This is a genomic window from Melghiribacillus thermohalophilus, from assembly GCF_004342905.1.
Classification (GTDB): Bacteria; Bacillota; Bacilli; order Bacillales; family Alkalibacillaceae; genus Melghiribacillus; species Melghiribacillus thermohalophilus.
In genome coordinates, this window is the sequence record NZ_SMAN01000004.1 from 87,479 (window position 1) to 111,110 (window position 23,632).

The following is a 23,632-nucleotide window of genomic DNA, read 5'->3' on the forward strand; positions in this document are numbered from 1 at the left end:
TTAAACTTCTATCATTTACCATCTTGCTATTTAGACATACTCTGACAGTGAGAAATGAAAAAACCGGAGGATTGCCTCATGAAGATTATGACGATTTTAGGAACCAGACCGGAAATTATCCGGTTGAGTTTAATCATGCCATTACTGGATCAATATGCGAAGCAGCATGTGATTGTTCATACCGGTCAAAATTTTACTCGTTCATTAAATGATGTTTTTTTTGCTCAACTTGGCCTTCGTACGCCTGATTATGTGCTCTCCCACTCACAAAAATCATTTGGGGAACAACTGTCAATCATTTTTACAGAACTGGAAACCATCCTGTCACAGGAAGAACCCGACCGTGTCCTGATATTGGGAGACACGAATAGTGCCTTAAGCGCCATTCTTGCGGAGAGAATGAATATTCCCGTTATTCATATGGAAGCGGGTAATCGCTGTTTTGACAGGGAAGTGCCAGAAGAAATAAACAGAAAAATGGTGGATTCCGTATCATCTTTTAACCTTCCTTATACTGAAAGAAGCAAACAACATCTTATTCAAGAAGGAATTCCAGTCAACCGTATATATGTGACGGGAAATCCTATTTATGAAGTGATTCAGCATTATGATGAAGACATTTCGAAAAGCAATATTCTGGAGAGACTAAAGGTGGATCCCTATCAATATTTTTTAGTTACGTTCCACCGTTCGGAAAACGTGGATTGCCCCGAACATCTAAATGAGATTATTCAGGGGTTGAATCTCGTGGGAATACATTATGGCCGCCGAATCATTTGCAGTATTCATCCAAGAACACGCTCAAAAATAAGCAAAGAACTTCTGGATGAACTTCACCCCCTTGTTGAATTTTATGAACCCTTTGGTTTTTTCGAATTTATACATCTCCTGCAGCATGCAGCATGTGTTTTAACCGACAGCGGTACCGTACAGGAAGAGTGCTGTATATCCCATGTGCCTGCCGTTACTTTAAGAAAGACAACAGAACGTCCGGAGACGATTGAATGTGGCAGCAATGTTCTATCAGGTCTTGATGCCAGAAGTATTCTGGAAAAAACAGATGTGATGTTGAAGTGTCAAAGGAACTGGAATTGCCCGGAGGGTTATCTCGATCGGAATGTATCAGATCGGGTCGTGAAATTTTTGCTTGGAGGTGCAGCAATTGTTTGAAAACCGAAAGATACTCATAACTGGAGGAACCGGATCATGGGGACAGGAACTGACACGGCAAATTTTAAAAAAGAACCCGTCTGAAGTAAGAATTTTTTCCCGCAATGAATCCAGTCAGGTGGAAATGAAACAAATGTTTAATGAGCACCCGGCTTTGTTTTTTATTTTGGGAGATGTCCGCGATCAGAAAGCTCTGTCAGATGCATGCAAAGGTGTTGATTATATCTTCCATCTCGCTGCTCTGAAACACGTTCCTGTTTGTGAATATCAGCCCTATGAAGCATTAAAAACAAATGTAACTGGAACCAGGAACGTGATTGAAGCAGCTCTTGTGAATCAGGTTGAAAATGTGATTTATATCTCAACGGATAAAGCAGCAAATCCGGCCAATTTTTATGGGTTTACAAAAGCAATAGGCGAAAAATTGTTTATTCATGCCAACACATTAAGTTCCCGCTCGAAGTTTATCTGTATTCGATCCGGAAATGTTTTGGGAACCAATGGCAGTGTTATTCATGTCTTTAAAGATCAAATGGAGCGAAAAGGAAAAATCGAAATCACAGACAGGAGAATGACCAGATTTTTCCTTACCATTGAAGATGCTGTTGAATTATTGTTCAGGGCAACGGAGGAAAGCATCGGGGGAGAAATATTTGTGATGAAAATGCCAGCAATCAGAATCATAGATCTGGCTCACGTTTTAATCGAGCATTCTGGAAGTGAAAACATAAATATTGAAGAAAAGGGCTTACGTCCTGGAGAAAAAATTCATGAATTATTGCTGACAGAATTTGAAAGTAATCATACGGTTGTCTATAAAGATCATTATTATATTATTCTTCCACCCATTGAAATCGAAGGGGTTAGGGAACATTATAAACATTTCCCGGCAATGAGCGGAGAAATTTATCATTCCAATTATAACCTCATGAGCAAATTGGAAATAAAAAGAATGCTAGAAAAAGGGGGGTTTTTATAGTGAAGATCCTGGTTCTGGGCGGAAGAGGAATGGCCGGGCATATGATTGTAGATTATTTTCATAAAAGAACAGAGCATGATATTTTTTATACCTCCCGTGACCGGGATGACAAAGAAGGTTTTTTTCTGGATGTAAGGGATCCAGATAAAACAGAACAATTGATCAAACAGGTAAGTCCGGATATTTTAATCAACTGTATCGGGCTGTTAAATGAAAATGCGAGCAAAAATAAAGTGGACGCCTTTTACGTCAATGGGATATTGCCGCATCAGCTGGCTTCGTGGATGGAGAGGAAAAACGGGAAGCTCATCCACATAAGCACGGATTGTGTATTTAGCGGAGAAAGGGGAAGTTATACCGAAAATGACCAGCCCGATCCAGTTTCAGTATATGGGAAGACAAAAGCTCTGGGGGAAATCAAGGAAAGTGATGTCCATCTTACGATTCGCACCTCGATGATTGGTCCGGAACTAAAAGAGAATGGGATTGGACTGTTTCAATGGTTTATGAAACAGAGGGGAGAAATTTTCGGATATAAACAAGTATTCTGGAATGGGGTAACGACACTGGAGCTGGCTAAAGCCATTAATCAAATGATCAATAACAATATCACTGGCTTATATCACCTTTGTTCTGAATCGAAAATATCGAAACATGATTTATTAAAATGGATCAAACAAGTTTTTCAAAAAGATGATGTCCGAATACTGGAAGATGAATCCCATCAGCTTGATCGAACACTTCTTCAAACAAGATCGGATTTTCATTATGCAGTTCCGGACTATGAACAGATGCTGATCGAGCTGAAAAATTGGATGGATCAGTCATGACTGTAACGTCCGATATTTTAATTACAGGTGCTGGTGGTTTTACCGGTCAGCATGCATGCAGGTATTTTGCCAGTCAGGGTTATCGGGTTACCGCGTTAACCCATAAACAGCATCTGAAAGATCCGACAGATGATCAGGTTAAGGAAGTAAAGGGTGATCTGCTTGAATGGAAGCAGGTCAGGGATCTGGTGAAAACTGTAAGGCCAGAAAACATCCTTCATCTCGCAGGACAAAATCATGTAGAAGAATCCTGGTCACACCCCTTAAAGACAATGAACATGAATTTTTTGGCAACCCTTTACCTCCTGGAAGCCGTCCGTAATGAAAAACTGCCCGCAAAAATATTGCTTATCGGATCCGCACTTCAGAATGATCAGCCACACATGATGCCATCCAAACACCCCTATGAATTAAGCAAAACATTTCAAACGATGCTGGCGAAAAATTGGTCTGCATTTTATCAGATGAATATCGTCATAGCCAGACCCACTAATTTAATTGGCCCGGGGCCTTCCAGGGGGGTCTGTTCGATGATTGCGGAAAAAATTGCATCAATGGAAAAAAAGATGGAATCTGACCCTATAACAATTGATGACCCTTCAGTTCAAAGAGATTTTCTTGATGTCCGGGATGCTGTAGCCGCTTATGAACGGCTGTTTCAAAAAGGGATTCCGGGGGAAGAGTACGACGTCGGTTCTGGTAAAAGCAGGTCACTGGCTGAAGTGGTAGAAGCTTTTCAATCACTAACCAGTGTTTCCTTACCTCAATATTCCATCCAGGAGAAAAACACATTCAGTGTAAATATAGAAAATATTAGACAACTTGGATGGAAACCAGTCCGAAGTTTCCCTGAATCTTTAAAAGATGTATTGAGCTATTATCGTATTCATGCTGAAAAGGAGGAAGCATAATGGAAAAAGTATCCATTATCATTCCCTTTTATAATTGTCCTTTTATCGATCAGGCCATTCAAAGTGCATTGAACCAGACCTACCAAAATGTGGAGGTTATTGTGGTGAATGACGGTTCTACATCCCATACGAGACAAATATCACCTTTTTTATCAAAAATCAAGTATATCGAAAAGGGGCATGCAGGGACTGCGAGTGCTTTAAATGCTGGCATCACCCATGCAACCGGCGAGTATTTTGCCTGGCTCAGTTCAGATGATGTATTCTTACCCGATAAAATTCAGAAACAACTGGCACATATGAAAATAAACCGGACAAAAGTATCCCACACCGCTTATAAGTTAATCGACGGGAAGGGTCAAAATATTGGAAGTCCGATTCAGTTTCATTTTGCCAATAAACAATCATTTTATAAAACATTGCTGAAACAATGCCCGGTGAATGGCAGTACGGTGATGACCCATATGGATGTATTTCAGAAGGTTGGACTTTTCGATGAGTCATTAAGGTTCACTCAGGATTATGATATGTGGTTAAGACTAGCCAAAATATATGACTTTACGTATTTAAAATGGCCTCTCATTCAATATCGGGTCCATACCGGAATGGGGAGTTTTAAATATGCATCAGGGTTGAGAAAAGAAACGATGAAAGTAATGGACAGACACAGGAAGGACATTAAACAGTTGATAATAAGGGAGAGAAAGAAAAAATGGACTAATCACTGATTCGAACACTTTTCATAAGATAAAACAGAAGATAAAGAGAAAGGTGGGTCTGGTATGACTAAAAAACCTATAGTTTCCATTATCTTCCCGGCAAAAAATGAAGGGAATCATGTAAAAGAGACACTCCAATCCTTATTTTCGGTAAAAACCCATGTAACTTTTGAAGCCATTGTAGTCGATGATCATTCTGATGACGGATGCTGTCATTTTTTAAAACATCCCAGCTCTTTTCAGGGAGTGAAGCTTATTGAAACGAAGGGACTTGGAGCCTCTAACGCAAGAAATGAAGGAGCTAAACATGCAAATGGAGAGTATTTCGTATTTTGTGATGCTCATTTACAATTTGAACATAGGTGGTTAGACCGTCTACTAGAGCCGCTTCAGCACAACAGGGCGGATGCCGTTACCCCTGGCATAGCTGCTTCTGAAAACCCACATCATATCGGGTATGGACAAACATTAAACAGTAAATTGAAAGTTACCTGGAATCCGAGACCCAATCATCTTTCGGAGACAGCTATTTTGCCAGGGGGCTGCTTGATGATTCATCGAGATGTTTTTGAACATGTGGGAGGGTTTGACAGGGGGTTCAAAGTATGGGGATATGAGGATGTAGAATTGTCTATTAAATTATGGCTATTCGGTTATCGTCTTTCTGTTTGTCCCGTTGTAACTATTTTGCATAAATTCAGGAAATCTCATCCATATCAGGTATCCATGAAACATGTCCATTATAACCTTCTCAGGATGGCCTATTCTCATTTCAATTTTAAACGGATTCAGAAATGCAAAAAATTAATTGATCATGATGCCCATTCCATTCAAAGGGACATTATTCGTGATGGCGTGTTATCCCGGCGGGAAATGTATTTTAAAATGCGAAAGTATGATGATGAATGGTTTTTTCGAAAATTCAACATTCCATTTTAGTCCATGAAAAAATCCCCAGAAATCGTTTCTGGGAATTAAATCATGTTAAACTCGGCACGCTCCGCCTTCCCTTTGCGAATATAATAACATTGAACATCCGGAGAGGAAGATGCAAGAGAGACAATAAAATAGGGAAGGTTCTGGTAATGAAAATGATCCATGTCTTCTTTCGATGGATATGGACTTGCGGAAGGATGGGAATGAAAAACTCCCATAAATTGTTCACCCAGATAGTGTATTCTTTCCAGGACATCATTGATTTCTTCCGGATCCATCATAAAAGATTCGGGACTGGCATCTATGTTTTTCATTTTCCAGATTCGGGAAATTACAGTCGAGTTTCCTGAAAGAATTCCACAGCCTTCGTTAGGAAGTTCGGAAATACAATGGTCAATCATGGCATCATACGCATGTCGATGAATCAGAATGGCATGGTGTTTACTTGCAGCAGTCCGATCCCCTTTTTTTTCTAATCGTTTTTTTAAACGTGAGAGAAGGTTTGCTGGTTACTGGAACTGACCTTTTTCTTCTGTACAGCAATTGAAGATCGCTTCTTTTCAATCTGATCACTCCTTTCAACATTGAACCTTTATTGGGTATATTTAAAAGGGTTAAAAATTAAACGTTCCTCAGCCTGATCGGTTTCAGGATAATAGGAAGGCTGGAACTGTTCTGAAATGTGGCTTGATTTGTAATCGCTATTTTCCTGATGTGTCTTCTTTTTCTTTGGTGCATCTGATTGTCTGTTTCGTTCCATTTTTCTTAATAGCAACTTTAATTCATTCATTTCATTTTTGTAGCTTTGTTCTAAATCTTTACTCATTTTTTCCATATGGTCAAAAAACGTTTCGTATTCTGTGAGTTGATCCTGAAGCTTTTGCAATGTAATCATGATTTCGTTCATTTTATCTTCGTATGGTATTTGTTTCGTTTTTTTTTCGTCGTTATTCCAGAAATTGAAAAACATTTCTCTAATCCCTCCTTCTTTATGATCATTTTCAGCTGTCAAATGAAGATCATTTATGATCTGGGCGAAATAATTCTTTTTTTCATCAATGAATTGTTGAATATTTAGATGTTTAGATTCATATCTCTTAATTGTGTGAAACATTTGATCGAGCATATAGGTTTTCTTTTTTACTAAATAATTGAATAGCTCTTTACATCTGGTATCTGTTTTTGTTTTCTCTAAATTATGCACATGTCTGGATAAAAAAAGAATGGTTTGCTGGCTTTCGGATAGCCGATCATTCAACTTTTTTAATTGGCGGCTCAACTCTTCGTTTTTTTTCATTTGATATTGACGGTCTTTTTTGGATATCGTTTGTTTTTGTTGAATTGCATTTAATCGTCTGATCAAAGATTGAATCCTGTTTTTCATGTCTGGACTTTCATCTGCATTACATTCACTATTCTGGAAGTGTGTGCGTATAACGGTTAGCCGATGTCTGGAATTCATAACATCACGTGAAATCTTTCGGGTTTCCAATTCATATTCGTCAAGCTGTTTTTTTAATTGATCCGTTTTCCATCCCAAAAAGGCAAGGGACCGGTTGTCAGAAGGAACCGTTTGATTAGACATGAAAGATCCTCCTTTCTTTCATTAGTATATTCATTGAACAGAATGGGATTGAATCAGTCCGGGAAAAATAGGCGTATGTAGCAAAAAATAGAGAGTAAGGGGAGTTAAGTCCTCCCCACACCCTTATTAATCATCATCATTATTATTTGTAAGAATATCGTTAAAGGTACGGCATTCGCTGTAATTGACAAGTGCATCTACTACTCCGCTATCAAACACAACCTGACCTGAACTGTTTCTCAGGATTAAGCGGAACTGATCTGGATCATTGAAAATGTTAAGTTCATAGAACAGCGTTTCTTCCGTTCCATCAAATGAACGTCTTCCCTCGCCAAACGCTGTCAATGACTCTTCAGCCAGATTGCTTGTGACCCGTTCAATTGTTGTAGGAACAAATGTAAAACTATAATCAAACGGAGATGGAGTAGGAGTTGGCGTTGGTGTAGTATCTGGATCCGTAGCATCAAATTCATAGTAGAACGTGCTATTAGCCACTGAACACTCTTGAGCAATTTCAGCTTCAAGTGTCGATAAACCAGTTACGACTGTTCCGTTAAACTCTGCGACGGTATCTTCATTTCGGGCCAATGCAGTAGCCTGGCTTTCAGTATTTTGTCTAGGGAAGATGGCGGGACATTGCTCAGGAAATTCGAGCAGATCAAGATCACAAGGGAACGTTTGCTCAGGTAATTCAATATCATTCGGACGAGGAAAGCAAAATTTAGCCAGTACTTCTAATTTGACCGGGTATTCAACCTGAACATCTTTACAAAGGATTACCCTCACAGGAACCATTGGTCCAAATGGATCCGATCCCATTAACACCCCATTATTTGATGGGCAAATAACCTGTGTGGCCCGGCAGTTGATATTGTCATTTGTAATTCCAGAGGGAACACATAGGGCAATCTCATCCCTGAATTGGGTACGTACGGTAAACGTGCAGGCTACATTGCCATTAATTAGAACAGAGACTTCTACTGGTACAGTCCATATAATCTGAACTCTTCCTGGATTTCCATTTTCAAGTATGGTCGCGTTGCACAGTACATCATCCGGGTCTGCCGGGTCGCATTGCACGGTTACTTCTTCTCCCTGTTGAAGGGCATTTGTAACAGCTGTACGGCAGGCCTCATCTGGAATCATGTTTTTGTTTTGATATTCAGTTGTAAAGAAAACCCAGTCGTAAACTTTATCTACACGAATGCATTCGGGAGTCAGGTCATTTGGATCTAATGGAATGCCTGTTGGAGTCGGTGAAGGAGTAATCTGTGATCCCCTGATCGATTTACGCTTACTCACAAACATTCATCCTTTCTGTATTGGAGTCACTATATCGTATGGCTAAATGGGGGTTCGGTAAATTTTAAATGCCTATTTTTGTGAAATTTTTTAGATTTTGTTTTATTTTTGAATGACTTATATAGACGGAATAGCAAGAGGAGGTTGGGCATTTGCATATCCCTGTTTTTTTGAATGAAAACAAAGTACTGGAAATTCCTTCTAGCGATTTAATAAAATTTAAACGGTTTTGCGAGTTAAATGGGTATCAGCTCAAGTGGAAAGATTCCCTACAGGGAATAAAAATAGAATCAGCTCTTCCCCAGAAGATGATTAACATCAATCTGTCGGATCATGGTCAAAAAAAAGAAGAGATGTACATGAAGAAGGAGCTTACACGATTATTAAATGGAGATGTTTTATTTGTCAGTAATCAACATCATGAAAAAAAAACTGCTGACCTAACACTTGTTCTGGAAGGAAGGGTAAATCCATACACAAGTACTCCTACAGTGACCATTTTATATACAGTTGACCTAAAACCTCATTTTAAAAAACATCTGGATGCATTCCGGATTCAGAACAACTTTAAACGGGCAGCAGATAAAAATACAAGTCTGCTGATTGTCCAGTTGAATATTCCTAAAGCCCTTGAGGATTCTGACCAATCTTTCTACAGGAGGCTCGCGATCTCACTCGCTTCGGGGATTATGGACTATTTCCTGGACAAAAAAAATAGCAGCCACGCATTCCCTGTCGAAGTGTTAAAGATGTTTACCGGCAACCACCAAAACAATCAAGTATCCATTGCACCCAAAGAATCATCCCGTTTGCCAAAAAGGGTTCCCGGTACCAGGGAACAACTCATTGATATGTATCTGGATTATACGATTTATCCCTCCAGTGAAGAAGAGATGTACATTATAAAGGGAGATATAGTTATCAAAAACAGCGGAAACACAGATGTAAACAATCCTCTAGTATGTTTAAAAGTAGACCCGGTTGACACGATTTCAATCGGGGGACAAATTTTGCCTCCTGATATAGCTGAAACCATGGGAGTGCACACATCAAAAGGAATTAGTGGTTGGAAATTCATGTATGAAGACTGGTTTGAACGGGCGAAAGAACGGGGAGAATACTGGATATCTCCAATATCCGATTTTACGATAACATCTGGAGAGCAACTAAAAATAAGTGATGTACAATTTATTGTAAAAAAACCTTCACAGCAAAACATGGCTAGAATCAAAAGTTTTCTGATTACTTCTGAACAAAACCAAAAATTTCCTTCCCAAAACAGTATAACCATTTCTTTTTAAGGTGATCGGGTCTGCCGCAATCCTCAGGGTTGCGGTATTTGAGTTATCCCCGGAATCACTGCATCTAACTGAAAGTCCTCAGGCAGCTCCCAGGATCAGTGCTGCGTTCCCTAATCAGGAATGTTTGATGAATGTTATTCACTGGACTGTCCGATCGGGCATATGCTGAAGGAGGGGGATCCATTATGAGAGGGTGGATGACATGAATCAAACATTGTCCGGTGATTGCCTGGAGCTTGAACAAAAACTGATTCACTATAAATCGGAACTGGAAAAATATAAAAGGATCATTCATCAATATGAACGGAATATGGATGTCCAATTGTTAAAATATTATAAAAAGAAAAACATGGAGCTTGAAAAGACGAATAACGAATACGAAAAAAAACTGGAAGATCAGTATTTTGAAATCCAGGAGCTGCAAAAGGAGTTAGCCGAATTAGGGGAAATGTATCAACGGGATCTAAAGGAAAACGAAAGGAAAATAAAGCATCTTAACCAGAAATTAAACGACCGGAACCAGCTAATCGAACAGTTAAAGGAGCAGATGGCTGATCGTGATTCCGAGAAATCCCGACAGCAGCATGCTATTTCTCAATTAAACGACCACATCCAAAAAATTGAACAATTAAATACCACATACCAAAACAACATAAAACAATTATCAGAGGATAATGGGGTTCTGATGAAACAGAACACCGAAATGATCAATAGAGAAAAGGATTTAAAGACTGAGATACACCGTTTAGAGGGAAAATATAAACAAATTGCAAATGCTCATACCAGATTGAAACAAGAAAACGCTTCTTTACAGCATGAATTGGAAAAAGCGCTTCAGGAAAGAAAAGAATTAGAAAATAGCTATCAAGAAAAAATGAAAGAACTTATCGTTTTAAACAATGAACAACAGCGGTTTTATATGAGTTCAATATATGAACTGGAAAGACAGATGAATGAGCTATTGGATGATGAAGAGCTTCCGAAAAACCAAAATGATGACCGGTTAGAAAACAAGGATGATTTTGATAAAAGCCAGATTGAGCTGCTTTTATGGGAACTTCAACATTCAGAAGCGAAGCTGTCAGAAAGTGAAGTAATGATTCATTCACTGGAACAAAAGGTTAGCTTGCTCACCGATGAGTTAAATGATGTAAAGGTAAAGCTTAAAGAATACGAACAGAAAACACCTAAGGATACAAATTGATATTTTAAAGCTGCTCTCGCTTATACCTCCCCAATCATACTGCTTTTGTAATGCATAGATTAAATGTAGAAACAAAATGAAAATTTCCTCTTTTACTGGCTGTAGCCGGAAAAAATGCAACGAAGATAAAAGATAAACATTAAACATAGCGAATAAATAAAAAAGGTCGTTTTTTCACAGTATTAACTTGTCTCATACAAGCCAATGTGATACAATCCTTTGTGTTCTGGACTGCACAAAGAAAACTTGACATGCCGGTGATGTATTGCATATAATATAAAAGGTATAAAAATGGATAAGGTCTTCAGACAAGTAGAAGCACCCGCTTCTCACCTGATCGACGTCAGAACGACAGTTGGCAGGTTCAAAAGAGTCTTCTTTTATGAATACGGAAGATTTGGTGTAGTGTGGGTGCAGTATGTATGCCACACTTTTTTTAATGGATAAAACGGAGCTTGTCGGAAAAAAGACCTTAATGTTTTCAAAAATTTGTGGAGGTGGCTAACTATTAGCAAAGATATGTTTGTCAATGAGCGGATTCGCGCCCGCGAAGTTCGGCTCATTGATGTAAATGGGGAACAGCTGGGTGTGAAATCACGCCAGGAAGCTCTTGAGCTTGCCGAAAAGGCAAATCTTGATCTCGTGATGGTGGCTCCAAATGCGAAGCCTCCGGTATGCCGGATTATGGACTACGGAAAATACCGCTATGAACAGCAAAAGAAAGAAAAGGAAAAGCGCAAAAAACAAAAAGTGATTAATGTGAAAGAAGTGCGCCTGAGTCCGGCCATAGAAGAACATGACTTCAATACCAAGCTTCGCAATGCCAGAAAATTCCTCGGCAAAGGGGATAAAGTGAAGGCGACGGTTCGTTTCCGGGGCCGTGCGATCACTCATAAGGAGCTTGGACAGCAGGTGTTGGAACGCATGGCAGAACAACTTGAAGACCTTGGCGTTGTGGAAACGAAACCAAAAATGGAAGGGCGCAATATGTTTATGATGATTGCTCCCCGCAATGAAAAATAGGAACGAGTTCGAGCACTGATTAAAGGAGGAAGCGATTATGCCAAAGATGAAAACCCATAAAGGTTCTCAAAAACGTTTCAGAAAAACAGGAAAAGGCAAATTTAAACGTTCTCATGCCTATACCAGTCATTTATTCGCTCATAAAACGCAAAAACAGAAAAGAAAGCTCCGTAAAGCAACATTGCTTTCGAAGAGCGACTACAAACGAATTAAGACCATGCTTCCAAAATAAAGATCGTTGAGAACAAGAAATATGGTTTTTGACAATAGGAGGGAAAGAATATGCCACGTGTAAAAGGTGGACCACAGACAAGAAGACGTCGCAAACGCATTTTAAAATTAGCTAAAGGATACTATGGTGCCAAGCACTCTTTATTTAAAACAGCCAAACAGCAGGTGATGAAATCCGGTCAGTATGCCTACCGTGACCGCAGACAGAGAAAACGTGACTTCCGTAAACTATGGATCGCCCGAATTAATGCGGCAGCACGTATGAACGATATGTCATACAGCCGTTTCATGCATGGACTGAAGCAAGCCGGAATTGACATTAACCGTAAAATGCTTGCAGATCTTGCTGTAAACGATGAAAAAGCTTTCGCTGAGCTTGTATCAAAAGCGAAAGAAGCACTGAAATAAAAGATGATACACGAAGCCCTTGCTTACGGTGAGCAAGGGCTTTTTCATTGATTTTGAAAAATCTATATCTATTTTAGGAGGAGCCTATGAACGGATGGTGGCTTTATTATTTTGTTTTTGTAAATGCTGTGACAGTTGGGCTTATGGGGACTGATAAATATAGGGCGCGAAAAGGAAAGTGGAGAATCAGGGAAAGAACGATTTTTTTATGGTCTCTGGCCGGGGGAGCGTTTGGGACATTATTCGCCATGTATCTATATCGCCACAAAACGAAGCATCAGTCCTTCATCCTGATTATTCCTGTTCTCACGATCGTACATGGAGTTCTTTTGATTTACTTCGGGATGATGTCATAAAGGCTCGTCTATTGTCATATAGATAGAATAAATCAAAGGAAAGGGGCTCTTTCATGGAACATCTTGGATCATGGATCCTCACCATTGTAGAGTCCAGCGGCACCATGGCGCCGGTATTATTTATCATTTTGCATCTGCTGAGGCCCTTTTTTTTCCTGCCTGTCGCATTTATTTGCGTATCAGGAGGGATCTTGTTTGGGATGGTTACCGGCACGGTGTACTCGGTGATCGGTGTCACCCTGTCGAGCATTGCCTTTTATCAAATGGCCTCGAGTGCACCCGGAATGATCAACCGGCTGATTCGGCTGAAAGGAAAAATGCTGGGAGAACATACAAAACTGTCAAAAGGGCAGCTGATTCTGCTCAGATTAATGCCTTTTATTCATTTTCACCTGTTATCGCTCTGTATCATTGAAATGTCTAAAAGTTTTCGGGAATACGTCCGATTATCGGTTATGTCCAATGTTCCCCTCGCATTTGTCTATACATCATTTGGAAAATGGATCTCAACGATGTCCCCGCTGGTGATGGGAATGGTTGTCATTGCTTTGCTTCCCCTCCTCTACCTCATTAGACAGAAAGAAATCGTCATGAAATGGGAGGATTTCTTTAACAAAAACGCCCATACGTCTGTTTCCTGATCAGAAGCAGGAAGGATGATGCCCTTCCTGTTTTATTTATGGGCACATAGAATAGGGGGAATTTGTCGGGAATACGTTGTTTGATATAATTCAAAACGAAATAAGATGTGAGGGTAAATCAGATGAAGAGGGGAATATTTCTTAGTTTTGTAGTATTGTTTATGGCCATGCTTACTGCTGTCATGATAGTAAGCAAGCCTGACGAGCAGGACTTCGTAAACTGGCTATCTGCTGAAGATCATGAACATACATTTACGTGTCTTTTACCTGATTGCAGCAAACTCTCTCTCGTACTGCCTGGAGATGGGGGATCCGGCAGTATGGAATTTGTGCTGAAGAAAAGTCTGTATGATCCAGGTATTTCGAATGAGAGTGGAACCGAGAATATCAGTCATATAATGGAAATAATAGGTTTGTCGTTTCAGCAAAGGGCTTTCTGGGGAAGATATATGCAGATGCGAAACTGTTTAACAATCCATGATGATCATAAAGAAAAGTAAATATGTGCCTATTCTTAATCCTGAGTCGACATAAAATGAACCGGGTTCTGTCTCCCTGCCAAGACCACCCGGTGTTTGTGTCTTTTTTAAGAAGCAACTTTTATTTGATGAATCTCTGTTTAAACAGAACGGACGTCAGAAGGTTCACGGATTTCCCATAATCTCATGGATCTGTCCGCCCCTCACGTATGTGGTCAGAGGGAGAACCCTAACTCTTCATAGGCGAAAACAGCTTCCCGAGCTCCTCGGAACGGGCAGCTGCTTCCTTAATGCACTCCACCAGTGCATCTTTAGAACGGAAGTATTCCAGTTTTTTAATGCCAGCCTCGGTTGTCCCTCCTTCACTGGTTACCTTTTTGCGTAACATAGAAGGGGGTTCATCAGTGGATGACATCATACTCGCCGCTCCAAGTATGGTCTGAATGACGAGAGACCTTGCTTTGTCTGCAGATATCCCCAGATGACGGGCTGCTTCTTCCATTGCTTCAGCAAAATAATAGATGTATGCAGGACCGCTGCCGGATAGTCCGGTAACAGCGTGAATGTCTTTTTCGTCTTCCAGGATAACCGTCGTGCCAATGGACTGGAATAATGTTTCAGCCATTTTCAGATGTGAGTCATTTGCATGTTTACCAGGTACAAGTGCGGTTGCCGACAGTCCGATCGATGCTGAAGTATTTGGCATGGCCCGAATGATGGGAAGGTCCAGGCCGAGACGGTAGGTCAGATATGCTGTTGATACCCCCGCTAGTACTGAGATGAACAGCTGTTCTTTTCGAACAAAGGGTTTGATCGTTTCAACCGCTTCATCCACATCTTTTGGTTTGACAGCCAGCAAAAGAATATCCCCATGTTTCACGACTTCCTTTGTATTTCTGGAACATTTCACATCGTAGGTGTGATTGATTTCTTGAAGGCGGTCATCGTTTTTCCGATTCGTTATGAACACAGAATCTGGTTGTATGATTTCCTTTTTTAAAAGTCCGGATAGGATCGCTTCCGACATAGCCCCTGCCCCGATGAACGAAATCTTTGTGTTTTGAAGGTTTGTCATTCTCTGCAGCTCCTTTCTTTTTACCCAATGAAAAAAACCCTTTTCCTCCCTGTAAAAGGACGGAAAGGGTTCCGCGGTACCACCTTTATTGACACGTGATGAACATGCCCTCTTGTCACCCTTATCGCGGGAAACGGTCAGGTTTTTGCCTGACAACTCCGGGGTAGGTTCGATAAGCTCATGACTGTGGAATCTTTCAGCCGGTGGATTCCACTCTCTGTTGCCAGAAATCTTATCTACTGGCCCCTTCACCGTTTCAGTCATATGGTTTATGTTTTTTAGTATTATTACGAAAATCCTGGTCGATGTCAAGAAAATTTGTGATTTAGACAACGATTATGTTCACTCTCTGGATTACTCGAGCAACTGTTTAATCGGATATTTCCATTCTACTTTGGCGTGGGGGTAACGAATTAAAATTTCTTTTTCCAGAAAATAAATATCATCTTTTGTAATGCCTGTGAGCCTGTCTGAATGATGGGTCCAGACATTCACTGTTACCACATGAAAGGCCTGGTCAGTAGTTCCTAAATATTTTTCGCCTTCAAACATCATTCCTTTGTATGTCATGAAAAAATTTTTTTTGACATTTTCCGGATCATCCAGGAAATAAAATTGTTTTTTTTCATGGGCTGCTTCCAGTTTACGCTTTGGATTGATCATATATTTATAAACGGCATAAATCAGAAATACCACAGCGAAAAGTATGAACATCCGAAATAAAATCACAATCATGTTTGAACGACCCCTATACTCTATTTTTTATTTAAAAACTATGGATTTGCCTGTTAGATATTTTTTTATATTTACGTCCTGCTGATGTCTTATGTTTCACTTTTTTTGGTTAAGTTTTAGATTTTAAAATCGACTGGCTACCGACATGTTATAATATAAAGAAAAAAGGAGTACTCGAATGAACTGGGACAAGCTTTATCAGATGCAGGACAAGCTAGATGGTAGAATTAAAAAGCAGCACAACCTGAACGGGAAAGACCTGTTCGATGAAAAAGTAATGGCTCTGTTAGTTGAAGTGGGCGAACTGGCTAACGAAACCCGCTGTTTTAAATACTGGAGCACAAAAGGACCTAACGAACAATCCGTCATCCTCGAGGAATATGTAGACGGACTTCATTTTATTTTATCTCTCGGAATCGATATGAATTATTTTTTCAAGGGGGAGGAAATCGAGTTGACATCCCCACCACCTGACACCCTGACAGAACAGTTTTTGGCCGTATATGATCAGATTAGACTGTTTCACACAATGAGCACCATGGATCATTATAACAATCTCTGCATTCAGTATGTAAGGCTGGGAATCAAGCTCGGATTTACGACCGACATGATCGAACAGGCGTATTTGAAAAAAAATGAACTAAATCATGAACGGCAGGATCAGGGGTACTGATTTTTTTGTTAAATGCATGTAAAAGCGTTATAATGGGAATGGTTTGAGTAACTTTGTCAAAGGGAGGATACATAATGGTAAAAATGGATGAGACGTTAACGATGCTGAAAGAGTTAACGGATGCGAAAGCGATTCCAGGGAACGAACGGGAAGCAAGAGAAGTGATGAAAACACACATTTCCCCATATGCCGATGAAGTTTATACTGATCATCTGGGAAGTTTAATTGCCAGAAAAACCGGAGATGAAAATGGCCCTAAAATTATGGTTGCCGGACATCTGGATGAAATTGGATTGATGGTCACCCGCATCGATGACAAAGGGTTTGTTTATTTTCAGACTGTCGGCGGATGGTGGAACCAGGTGATGCTTGCCCAGCGTGTAACCATCATGACGAGAAAAGGGGATATAACCGGTATCATTGGATCTAAGCCTCCTCATATTATTTCTGCTGAAGCCCGTAAAAAACCAGTTGAAATCAAAGATATGTTTATTGACATCGGAGCTAGTAGCAAAGAAGAGGCAGAAGAATTTGGGGTTCGCCCCGGGGATTCCATTGTTCCGTATTTCGATTTCACCGTGATGAAAAATGAAAAAATGCTACTTGCCAAAGCCTGGGATAACCGAATCGGCTGTGCCATTGCCATTGAAGTGCTAAAACGGTTAAAAGACGAAAAACATCCTAATATTGTATATGGTGTAGGAACTGTTCAGGAAGAAGTGGGCCTTCGAGGTGCCAGAACATCTGCTCATGCCATTCAACCGGATATCGGATTTGCTGTTGACACAGGTATTGCCGGTGATACACCGGGTATCACGGAAAAAGAAGCTACTAGCAAAATTGGCAAAGGCCCACAAATTATTTTGTATGATGCGTCCATGGTTTCCCATAAAGGTCTCCGTGATTTTGTTGTGGATACAGCAGATGAGCAAAAGATTCCTTATCAGTTTGATGCAATTGCAGGCGGAGGAACAGACTCCGGAGCTATTCATTTAACAGCAAATGGGGTGCCTGCCCTGTCCATTACGATTGCAACCCGATATATCCACACCCATGCTGCCATGATTCATCGGGATGATTTCGAGAATGCAGTAAAATTAATTGTTGAAGTCATCAAGCGTCTTGACCGGAACAAAGTCAATGAAATTACGTTTGGATGAATCACATGAAAGGAGCGCTTCCACGTGCGCTCCTTTTTAATTTGAGAATTTATAAGCGGTTGCAAGGAAAATGCACTTCACGATTTTAAGTCTGGAGACTTGCGAAGGAAAAGGGGTTTCTGGCCGTTCAGTGGAGAAGCGCTATGGCCCAAAATCTGGGGACGACGGCCCAATCTGCGTGCGTAATGGCCCAATCCCCTGGCGTAACAGCCCAACCCCGGGGAGCAACGGCCCAACCTCTGGGCGTAACAGCCCAAGCATGGGGGGCAACGGCTCAATCCCCGTACGTAACGGCCCAATCCCTGGGTGTAACGGCCCAAGCCACGGGCGTAACAGCCCAAGCATGGGATGCAACGGCCCAACCTCTGGGCGTAACAGCCCAAGCATGGGGGGCAACGGCTCAATCCCCGTACGTAACGGCCCAAGCCCCGGGTGTAACGGCCCAAGCCCTGGGTGTAACGGCCCAAGCATGGGGGGCAACGGCTCAAACCCTGGGTGTAACGGCCCAAGCATGGGGGGCAACGGCTCAATCCCCGTACGTAACGGCCCAAGCCCCGGGTGTAACGGCCCAAGCCCCGGGTGTAATGGCCCAACCCCGTGGAGCAACGGCCCATGCAAGGGATTCAATGACCCAAAGACAGGAGCTGATTACCCAAGAAAGTGCTTTAATGGCCCAAAGGTAGAGGCTTCCCCCCAGGAAGCTGTGCTACAGCCCAAAGATTGCTGCTGACCCCAGGGAACCAACACAACCTTCAAAGGTAGTGCACTGCTCATAGAGATCATTACCACAATGAATATACCTGGACAAGCACAAGTTCATTTAAAATGAAAAGTCCCTCATTACCCTTTTGACGGACAATAAACGAAGCTTTTGAGTCAGAACATGTTCAATGGAAAACCTGTTTCATCCCCGGTTGCGGATCGGATACATAATAAGAGCCCGATCAGGCAGACACGCTAAAGATTTTATGTGGCATTCTTTATTCCCTCTTCAAGTATGTCAATCATATGATCCTTTTCTTCATCTGTAGCCTGCTGCCAGATGAGTTCGAACAGTACACCAAGACCAGGCAGCATCTTCTCTTCACCGCTCTGAACGGCATCCACTATAGTAGCTTCCAATTGTTCCGCGTTATTTTCAGAAATATTGTTTAAGATGGCTTTACGCAAATTTAAATCCATGTTTTCACCCCACTCAAGATTAGTCACAGGATTAGTTTGACCTCACGGATGTAAAATATGTATCATAAGGTACATGAAACAGATTTAGAAACAGGTGAAACAGATGATTCAGTCCATTCAAAATGGAAAAGTAAAAAAATGGAATAAACTAAAGAAAAAGAAGTGGCGTGAAAAGACACAGACTTTTTTAGTTGAGGGTCCTCATCTGATTGAAGAGGCGAATAAAAGCAGCTGGCCGATCAAAGAGTTGATCTTAACCGAGGATTTTCGATTAGGTTTTGACCCCGGAGAACTCCCTGTTTTTCGGGTCAGCGATGAAATTATGTCTTATTTGTCAGACACTGAGACATCACAGGGAATACTGGCTGTTTGTGAGATGAAAGAGATTCCGTTTCGTTCATCATTCAAAAGAGTGCTGATGCTAGATCGTGTTCAGGATCCAGGAAATGCAGGAACCATAGTCCGTACAGCGGATGCGATGGGATTTGATGCAGTGATTTTTGGAAAAGGAACAGTTGACGTATACAATGAAAAAACCATACGTGCGACCCAGGGCTCCCTTTTTCATCTTCCTGTATATAGAGGGGACTTGCCTGAGTGGAGTGAACAGCTGAAGAAACTTGGTTTTTCCATTTGGGCAACGGCCATTGAGGAGGGAAAACCTTTTCAAAGCCTTCAAGTTCCTGATGCACTAGGAATTGTTTTCGGCAACGAAGGAGAAGGCGTTCAGGAAAAGATACTTACCATAGCTGATGAGCGGGTCTACATTCCGATGAAAGGAAAAGCGGAATCGTTAAATGTCAGCATCGCAGGCGGCATTTTAATGTATTATTTGCAGGCACAGGCTTGAAAAAGAAAATACCTTCTTCTATAATAAATTTCATAATCAAATATGCTAAAAGTGTTGAAGGAGTCCAGTAGATGATGGGAACCTTCGATCGCAGGGAGGAAATGCCGCAGACTGAAAGCATTTCCATCGAAGCCGTCATCGAACTTTCGCTCTGGAGCTGACACCGGGACCTTGCCAGGTGCAAGTAAAGGTGTTTCGGAAGCATCCGTTATCTTGAATGAAGCGGGCACATCTGTGCCAAAAAGGGTGGTAACGCGGAAATCCAGTCTCGTCCCTTGTTTTGAGGGGCGGGGCTTTTTCATTTTGATAAAAAAGGAGGAAACAACCCATGAAAGAACGCCTGGAAGAATTACGCAATGAAGCGCTTGAAAAAGTGAAGAAAGCAGAAAACGTGAAAGAACTGCAAGATGTACGTGTTTCTTATTTAGGGAAAAAAGGTCCCATAACGGAAGTGTTAAGGGGTATGGGAAAATTGCCGGCAGAGGAACGCCCGATCATTGGCCAACTGGCTAATGAAGTGCGTGAATCCATTGCAAAGTCCATTGAAGAAAAACAAACTCAGCTGGAGAAGGAGGCTCTTGAAAAGCAGCTTCGGGAAGAAACCATTGATGTGACACTTCCTGGCCGTCCGAACACGGTTGGAGGTCCTCATCTGTTAACCAAACTGATTCAGGAAATTGAAGATCTATTCATTGGAATGGGCTTTGAAGTGGCAGAAGGTCCCGAAGTGGAATCGGATTACTATAACTTTGAAGCGTTAAATCTGCCAAAGGGGCACCCGGCAAGGGATATGCAGGATTCCTTTTACATTACTGAGGAAATTTTAATGCGTACTCATACATCTCCTGTTCAGGCAAGAACCATGGAAAAACATGAAGGGAAGGGTCCTGTGAAAATTATATGCCCTGGTAAAGTGTACCGCCGGGATACCGATGATGCGACCCACTCCCATCAATTTACCCAGATTGAAGGGCTATATGTTGATAAAAATGTCCGGATGAGTGATTTAAAAGGCGTTTTAAATACATTTGCGAAAAAGATGTTCGGAGAAGACCGAGAAATTCGGCTGCGGCCCAGCTTTTTCCCGTTCACGGAACCTTCTGTGGAGATGGATATTTCCTGTAAAATGTGCCATGGAGAAGGATGTTCCGTATGTAAGGGAACGGGCTGGATTGAAATATTAGGAGCCGGAATGGTTCATCCAAATGTCCTCAGAATGGCTGGCTTTGATCCGGACGAATACAATGGGTTTGCTTTTGGAATGGGACCGGAGCGGATCGCCATGCTGAAGTACGGAGTGGATGATATTCGCCATTTTTATATCAATGACGTACGATTCCTGAAACAATTCCATCATGCGTAAAGGAGGACGCCAACAATGCTAGTATCCATAAACTGGTTAAAACAATATATTGATTTAGATGATATTACCCCTGAAGAACTGGCGGAAAAAATCACAAAAAGCGGAATCGAAGTGGACAGTGCCAGACCAATCGTTGATCAAATCAAAAAGGTTGTCGTCGGTTATGTTAAATCATGCGAAAAGCATCCAAATGCTGACAAACTGAACCTCTGTCAGGTCGATGTCGGGGATGAGGAACTGCAGATTATCTGCGGGGCGCCAAACGTGCAGGCAGGACAAAAAGTGGCAGTGGCAAAACCCGGAGCCAGACTTCCAGGTGGGATGAAAATTAAGAAAACCAAACTTCGGGGAGTGGAATCCCAGGGAATGATTTGTTCCCTTCAGGAGCTTGGCATTGATGATAAATTTGTTCAGAAAGAATTTGTAGATGGCATTTTTGTGTTCCCGGATGATGTGGAAGTCGGAGAAGATGCTATTAAACTTTTGAATCTGAATGATACGATTCTCGAGCTGGAACTGACCCCTAACCGGTCCGACTGTTTAAGCATGATTGGGGTAGCTTATGAGGTGGCAGCTATTCTCGGAAAAGACTTAAAGCTTCCGGAGGTATTGATTGATTCCATGAACGAAGATGCAGCCGACTATGTTCAGGTAAAAGTGGAGAATCCGGAGTTAAATCCATATTATGGGGCCTTTATCATTAAAAATATTCAAGTAGGCCCATCCCCGCTATGGATGCAGAACCGGTTAATTGCAGCGGGAATCCGTCCCATTAATAATGTGGTAGATATTACAAACTATGTCCTGTTAGAATATGGCCAGCCACTGCATGCCTTTGATTATGACCGATTTGGCTCTAAGGAAGTGGTGATCCGAACGGCTAAAAAGGATGAAAAGATTCAAACCCTTGATGACGAAGAACGTACCCTTAAAGAGGATCATCTCGTCATTACGAATGGAAAAGAACCCGTTGCCATTGCTGGCGTCATGGGGGGAGCCGATTCAGAAGTAAGTCAAGAAACGACGACCGTTTTACTGGAAGCGGCTTATTTTGATCCCCAGACGGTACGTAAAGGATCAAAAGACCATCAGCTTCGCAGTGAAGCAAGCATCCGATTTGAAAAAGGAGTGGACCCGAAACGGGTAAAAGAAGCTGGTCTGAGGGCTTGCCAGCTTCTGGAGCAGTATGCGGGAGGAAAAGTACTGTCCGGTGTTGTGGAATTTAATGAACTTGAGGTTATAGAGAATGTTGTAGAATTTTCTTCTGATCAGATCAATCAGGTGCTTGGAACCAATATCTCCAAAGGGGAAATGGAGGAGATCATTGCCAGACTTCGATTTGACTATGAGCATAAAGGAGAGGGCTTTAAGGTAATCGTTCCGACCAGGAGAGGGGATGTTTCCATAGTAGAAGATATGGTGGAAGAAATTGCCCGAATTTATGGCTATGACCGCCTGCCATATACACTTCCTGAAGGAACGGGGCATGCGGGACGGTTAACGGAACAACAACAGCTTAAACGAAACATTCATCGGTATTTACAAGGATCTGGACTGAATGAATCATGGACGTACTCCCTGACTACTCGTAAACGTTCCGGATTACTGGTCAGTCCTGAAGTGAAAGCATTAAACCCTGTGCCAGTTAAACTGGCTATGCCGATGAGTGAAGCTCACAGTCACTTGCGTTTAAGTCTGCTGCCAGAACTGCTTGCAAGCCTTCAGTATAACATTGCGAGAAAACAAGCCGATCTTGCCCTTTATGAATTGGGTTCTGTTTATATCAATCGAAAGAAGGGCTTAATCAGTCTGCCTGAAGAACAACTTCGGATTGCCGGTGCTCTGACTGGTCTATGGATGAACCACCCATGGCAAAAAGAAACAAAGGCTGTCGATTTTTACGTGGTCAAAGGAATTCTGGAGGGACTATTCGATTACATCCACTTAAATGGAGTTCAATTCGAAGCTGATGAAGTTGAGGGGATGCATCCAGGACGATGTGCGGTGTTAAAAGTCAATGGGGAAACATTCGGCTTTCTTGGACAACTGCATCCATCACTGCAAAACGAGTATGACTTGAAGGACACTTATGTATTTGATATCAATCTCGAAAAAATATTAGAACATATGGACAAAGTAGAACAGTTTGTACCGATCCCACGTTATCCATCCGTCAGCCAGGATCTTGCTTTTGTCGTTAGTGAACAGGTTTCATCCAGTGATATCCTTGAAGTGATAAAGGATGCGGGAGGATCTTATCTGCAAAAAGTTGACGTATTTGATGTTTATCAAGGTGAACATATGGAAAAAGGCAAAAAATCCATCGCTTACCGTTTATTATTCCAGAATCCGGAGGCAACGCTCACTGATGAGGAAGTGGATCAGGCCAGAGAAAACATCATTACATCTGTGAAAGAAAAGTTCCACGCTGAACTGAGAGGATAAATGCCTGTCACAGCTAGAAACCCGGTCATGAAAGACATGACCGGGTTTTTTATTTTTATAACATAAAAAAGATC

At 41.5% G+C, this 23,632-nt stretch carries 26 protein-coding genes and 3 other annotated features; of the genes, 19 read left to right on the top strand and 7 right to left on the bottom strand.

What is annotated here, in order from left to right; translation table 11 throughout:
• The first annotated feature begins 78 nt into the window (after positions 1 to 78).
• The 6 genes from wecB to EDD68_RS05175 are packed head-to-tail and all read left to right on the top strand — an operon-like array spanning position 79 to position 5,548.
• Positions 79 to 1,170, top strand: coding sequence for a non-hydrolyzing UDP-N-acetylglucosamine 2-epimerase (wecB, locus tag EDD68_RS05150; RefSeq protein WP_132371181.1), 1,092 nt, complete (start codon positions 79 to 81; stop codon positions 1,168 to 1,170).
• The gene (locus tag EDD68_RS05155) at positions 1,163 to 2,149 is read left to right on the top strand and encodes a polysaccharide biosynthesis protein (protein WP_132371182.1); all 987 of its coding nucleotides are present in this window, start codon (positions 1,163 to 1,165) and stop codon (positions 2,147 to 2,149) included. The genes wecB and EDD68_RS05155 overlap by 8 nt, the downstream gene beginning before the upstream one ends.
• A complete protein-coding gene (locus tag EDD68_RS05160) occupies positions 2,149 to 2,979 on the top strand; it encodes a dTDP-4-dehydrorhamnose reductase family protein (RefSeq protein ID WP_132371183.1) in 831 nt (276 codons plus the stop codon). Before EDD68_RS05155 ends, EDD68_RS05160 begins: the two co-directional genes overlap by 1 nt.
• The gene (locus tag EDD68_RS05165) at positions 2,976 to 3,890 is read left to right on the top strand and encodes an NAD-dependent epimerase/dehydratase family protein (protein WP_132371184.1); all 915 of its coding nucleotides are present in this window, start codon (positions 2,976 to 2,978) and stop codon (positions 3,888 to 3,890) included. The genes EDD68_RS05160 and EDD68_RS05165 overlap by 4 nt, the downstream gene beginning before the upstream one ends.
• Positions 3,890 to 4,618, top strand: coding sequence for a glycosyltransferase family 2 protein (locus EDD68_RS05170; RefSeq protein WP_243646759.1), 729 nt, complete (start codon positions 3,890 to 3,892; stop codon positions 4,616 to 4,618). The genes EDD68_RS05165 and EDD68_RS05170 overlap by 1 nt, the downstream gene beginning before the upstream one ends.
• 54 nt (positions 4,619 to 4,672) lie before the next feature.
• Positions 4,673 to 5,548 carry a glycosyltransferase family 2 protein gene (locus tag EDD68_RS05175; RefSeq protein WP_132371186.1) on the top strand — a complete coding sequence of 292 codons (876 nt, stop codon included), beginning with the start codon at positions 4,673 to 4,675 and terminating at the stop codon, positions 5,546 to 5,548.
• A 35-nt stretch (positions 5,549 to 5,583) separates the two neighbouring features.
• Here EDD68_RS05175 and EDD68_RS05180 read toward each other — a convergent pair whose 3' ends face one another.
• The 3 genes from EDD68_RS05180 to EDD68_RS05190 all read right to left on the bottom strand — a co-directional run bounded on the left by EDD68_RS05180 (position 5,584) and on the right by EDD68_RS05190 (position 8,432).
• A complete protein-coding gene (locus tag EDD68_RS05180) occupies positions 5,584 to 5,976 on the bottom strand; it encodes a M67 family metallopeptidase (RefSeq protein WP_341540265.1) in 393 nt (130 codons plus the stop codon).
• A 161-nt stretch (positions 5,977 to 6,137) separates the two neighbouring features.
• Positions 6,138 to 7,130 (bottom strand): hypothetical protein, encoded by a 993-nt coding sequence (locus tag EDD68_RS05185; RefSeq protein WP_132371188.1) that lies wholly within the window; start codon positions 7,128 to 7,130, stop codon positions 6,138 to 6,140.
• 126 nt (positions 7,131 to 7,256) lie between these two features.
• Positions 7,257 to 8,432, bottom strand: a complete 1,176-nt coding sequence (locus EDD68_RS05190; RefSeq protein WP_132371189.1) for a BMQ_0737 family morphogenetic spore coat protein — start codon at positions 8,430 to 8,432, stop codon at positions 7,257 to 7,259.
• A 152-nt stretch (positions 8,433 to 8,584) separates the two neighbouring features.
• Here EDD68_RS05190 and EDD68_RS05195 point away from each other — a divergent pair, with 152 nt between their 5' ends.
• The 8 genes from EDD68_RS05195 (at position 8,585) to EDD68_RS05230 (ending at position 14,096) form a co-directional block, all read left to right on the top strand.
• Positions 8,585 to 9,733, top strand: coding sequence for a hypothetical protein (locus EDD68_RS05195; protein WP_132371190.1), 1,149 nt, complete (start codon positions 8,585 to 8,587; stop codon positions 9,731 to 9,733).
• A 202-nt stretch (positions 9,734 to 9,935) separates the two neighbouring features.
• Positions 9,936 to 10,937 carry a coiled-coil domain-containing protein gene (locus tag EDD68_RS05200; protein WP_132371191.1) on the top strand — a complete coding sequence of 334 codons (1,002 nt, stop codon included), beginning with the start codon at positions 9,936 to 9,938 and terminating at the stop codon, positions 10,935 to 10,937.
• 304 nt (positions 10,938 to 11,241) lie between these two features.
• Positions 11,242 to 11,380 (top strand) — a sequence feature (ribosomal protein L20 leader region).
• 76 nt (positions 11,381 to 11,456) lie between these two features.
• Positions 11,457 to 11,960, top strand: coding sequence for a translation initiation factor IF-3 (infC, locus tag EDD68_RS05205; RefSeq protein WP_132371281.1), 504 nt, complete (start codon positions 11,457 to 11,459; stop codon positions 11,958 to 11,960).
• Between the two features lie 37 nt (positions 11,961 to 11,997).
• Entirely contained in the window at positions 11,998 to 12,192 is a 195-nt protein-coding gene (gene rpmI, locus EDD68_RS05210; RefSeq protein ID WP_132371192.1) for a 50S ribosomal protein L35, read from the top strand.
• 50 nt (positions 12,193 to 12,242) lie between these two features.
• Positions 12,243 to 12,599, top strand: a complete 357-nt coding sequence (rplT, locus tag EDD68_RS05215; RefSeq protein WP_132371193.1) for a 50S ribosomal protein L20 — start codon at positions 12,243 to 12,245, stop codon at positions 12,597 to 12,599.
• Positions 12,600 to 12,685: 86 nt separating this feature from the next.
• The gene (locus EDD68_RS05220) at positions 12,686 to 12,955 is read left to right on the top strand and encodes a DUF1294 domain-containing protein (RefSeq protein ID WP_132371194.1); all 270 of its coding nucleotides are present in this window, start codon (positions 12,686 to 12,688) and stop codon (positions 12,953 to 12,955) included.
• 53 nt (positions 12,956 to 13,008) lie between these two features.
• The gene (locus EDD68_RS05225; protein WP_132371195.1) at positions 13,009 to 13,596 is read left to right on the top strand and encodes a TVP38/TMEM64 family protein; all 588 of its coding nucleotides are present in this window, start codon (positions 13,009 to 13,011) and stop codon (positions 13,594 to 13,596) included.
• A gap of 122 nt (positions 13,597 to 13,718) precedes the next feature.
• On the top strand, positions 13,719 to 14,096 hold the full coding sequence (locus EDD68_RS05230; protein WP_132371196.1) for a hypothetical protein: 378 nt from the start codon (positions 13,719 to 13,721) through the stop codon (positions 14,094 to 14,096).
• 208 nt (positions 14,097 to 14,304) lie between these two features.
• On the opposite strand, the gene proC is transcribed toward EDD68_RS05230, so the two are convergent.
• Positions 14,305 to 15,150, bottom strand: a complete 846-nt coding sequence (gene proC, locus EDD68_RS05235) for a pyrroline-5-carboxylate reductase (RefSeq protein ID WP_132371197.1) — start codon at positions 15,148 to 15,150, stop codon at positions 14,305 to 14,307.
• 52 nt (positions 15,151 to 15,202) lie between these two features.
• Positions 15,203 to 15,411 (bottom strand) — a binding site (T-box leader).
• A 93-nt stretch (positions 15,412 to 15,504) separates the two neighbouring features.
• On the bottom strand, positions 15,505 to 15,885 hold the full coding sequence (locus EDD68_RS05240) for a sigma-w pathway protein ysdB (protein ID WP_132371198.1): 381 nt from the start codon (positions 15,883 to 15,885) through the stop codon (positions 15,505 to 15,507).
• A 178-nt stretch (positions 15,886 to 16,063) separates the two neighbouring features.
• On the opposite strand from EDD68_RS05240, the gene EDD68_RS05245 reads away from it, so the two are divergent.
• Together EDD68_RS05245 and EDD68_RS05250 are read left to right on the top strand one after the other, a co-directional pair.
• Entirely contained in the window at positions 16,064 to 16,558 is a 495-nt protein-coding gene (locus EDD68_RS05245) for a dUTP diphosphatase (RefSeq protein WP_132371199.1), read from the top strand.
• Between the two features lie 74 nt (positions 16,559 to 16,632).
• On the top strand, positions 16,633 to 17,718 hold the full coding sequence (locus EDD68_RS05250) for a M42 family metallopeptidase (RefSeq protein ID WP_132371200.1): 1,086 nt from the start codon (positions 16,633 to 16,635) through the stop codon (positions 17,716 to 17,718).
• Positions 17,719 to 17,859: 141 nt separating this feature from the next.
• Here the strand turns inward: EDD68_RS05250 and EDD68_RS05255 are convergent, their stop codons facing one another.
• Positions 17,860 to 18,345 (bottom strand): hypothetical protein, encoded by a 486-nt coding sequence (locus EDD68_RS05255; protein ID WP_132371201.1) that lies wholly within the window; start codon positions 18,343 to 18,345, stop codon positions 17,860 to 17,862.
• 339 nt (positions 18,346 to 18,684) lie between these two features.
• Complete coding sequence (gene sspI / locus EDD68_RS05260; protein ID WP_132371202.1) at positions 18,685 to 18,900, bottom strand: small acid-soluble spore protein SspI; 216 nt, start codon at positions 18,898 to 18,900, stop codon at positions 18,685 to 18,687.
• Between the two features lie 103 nt (positions 18,901 to 19,003).
• Here sspI and EDD68_RS05265 point away from each other — a divergent pair, with 103 nt between their 5' ends.
• The 3 genes from EDD68_RS05265 to pheT all read left to right on the top strand — a co-directional run bounded on the left by EDD68_RS05265 (position 19,004) and on the right by pheT (position 23,558).
• Positions 19,004 to 19,750 carry a TrmH family RNA methyltransferase gene (locus tag EDD68_RS05265; protein WP_132371282.1) on the top strand — a complete coding sequence of 249 codons (747 nt, stop codon included), beginning with the start codon at positions 19,004 to 19,006 and terminating at the stop codon, positions 19,748 to 19,750.
• A 45-nt stretch (positions 19,751 to 19,795) separates the two neighbouring features.
• Positions 19,796 to 20,029: a binding site (T-box leader), on the top strand.
• A gap of 49 nt (positions 20,030 to 20,078) precedes the next feature.
• Complete coding sequence (gene pheS, locus EDD68_RS05270) at positions 20,079 to 21,113, top strand: phenylalanine--tRNA ligase subunit alpha (protein WP_132371203.1); 1,035 nt, start codon at positions 20,079 to 20,081, stop codon at positions 21,111 to 21,113.
• Positions 21,114 to 21,128: 15 nt separating this feature from the next.
• A complete protein-coding gene (gene pheT / locus EDD68_RS05275) occupies positions 21,129 to 23,558 on the top strand; it encodes a phenylalanine--tRNA ligase subunit beta (RefSeq protein WP_132371204.1) in 2,430 nt (809 codons plus the stop codon).
• Positions 23,559 to 23,632: the final 74 nt, after the last annotated feature.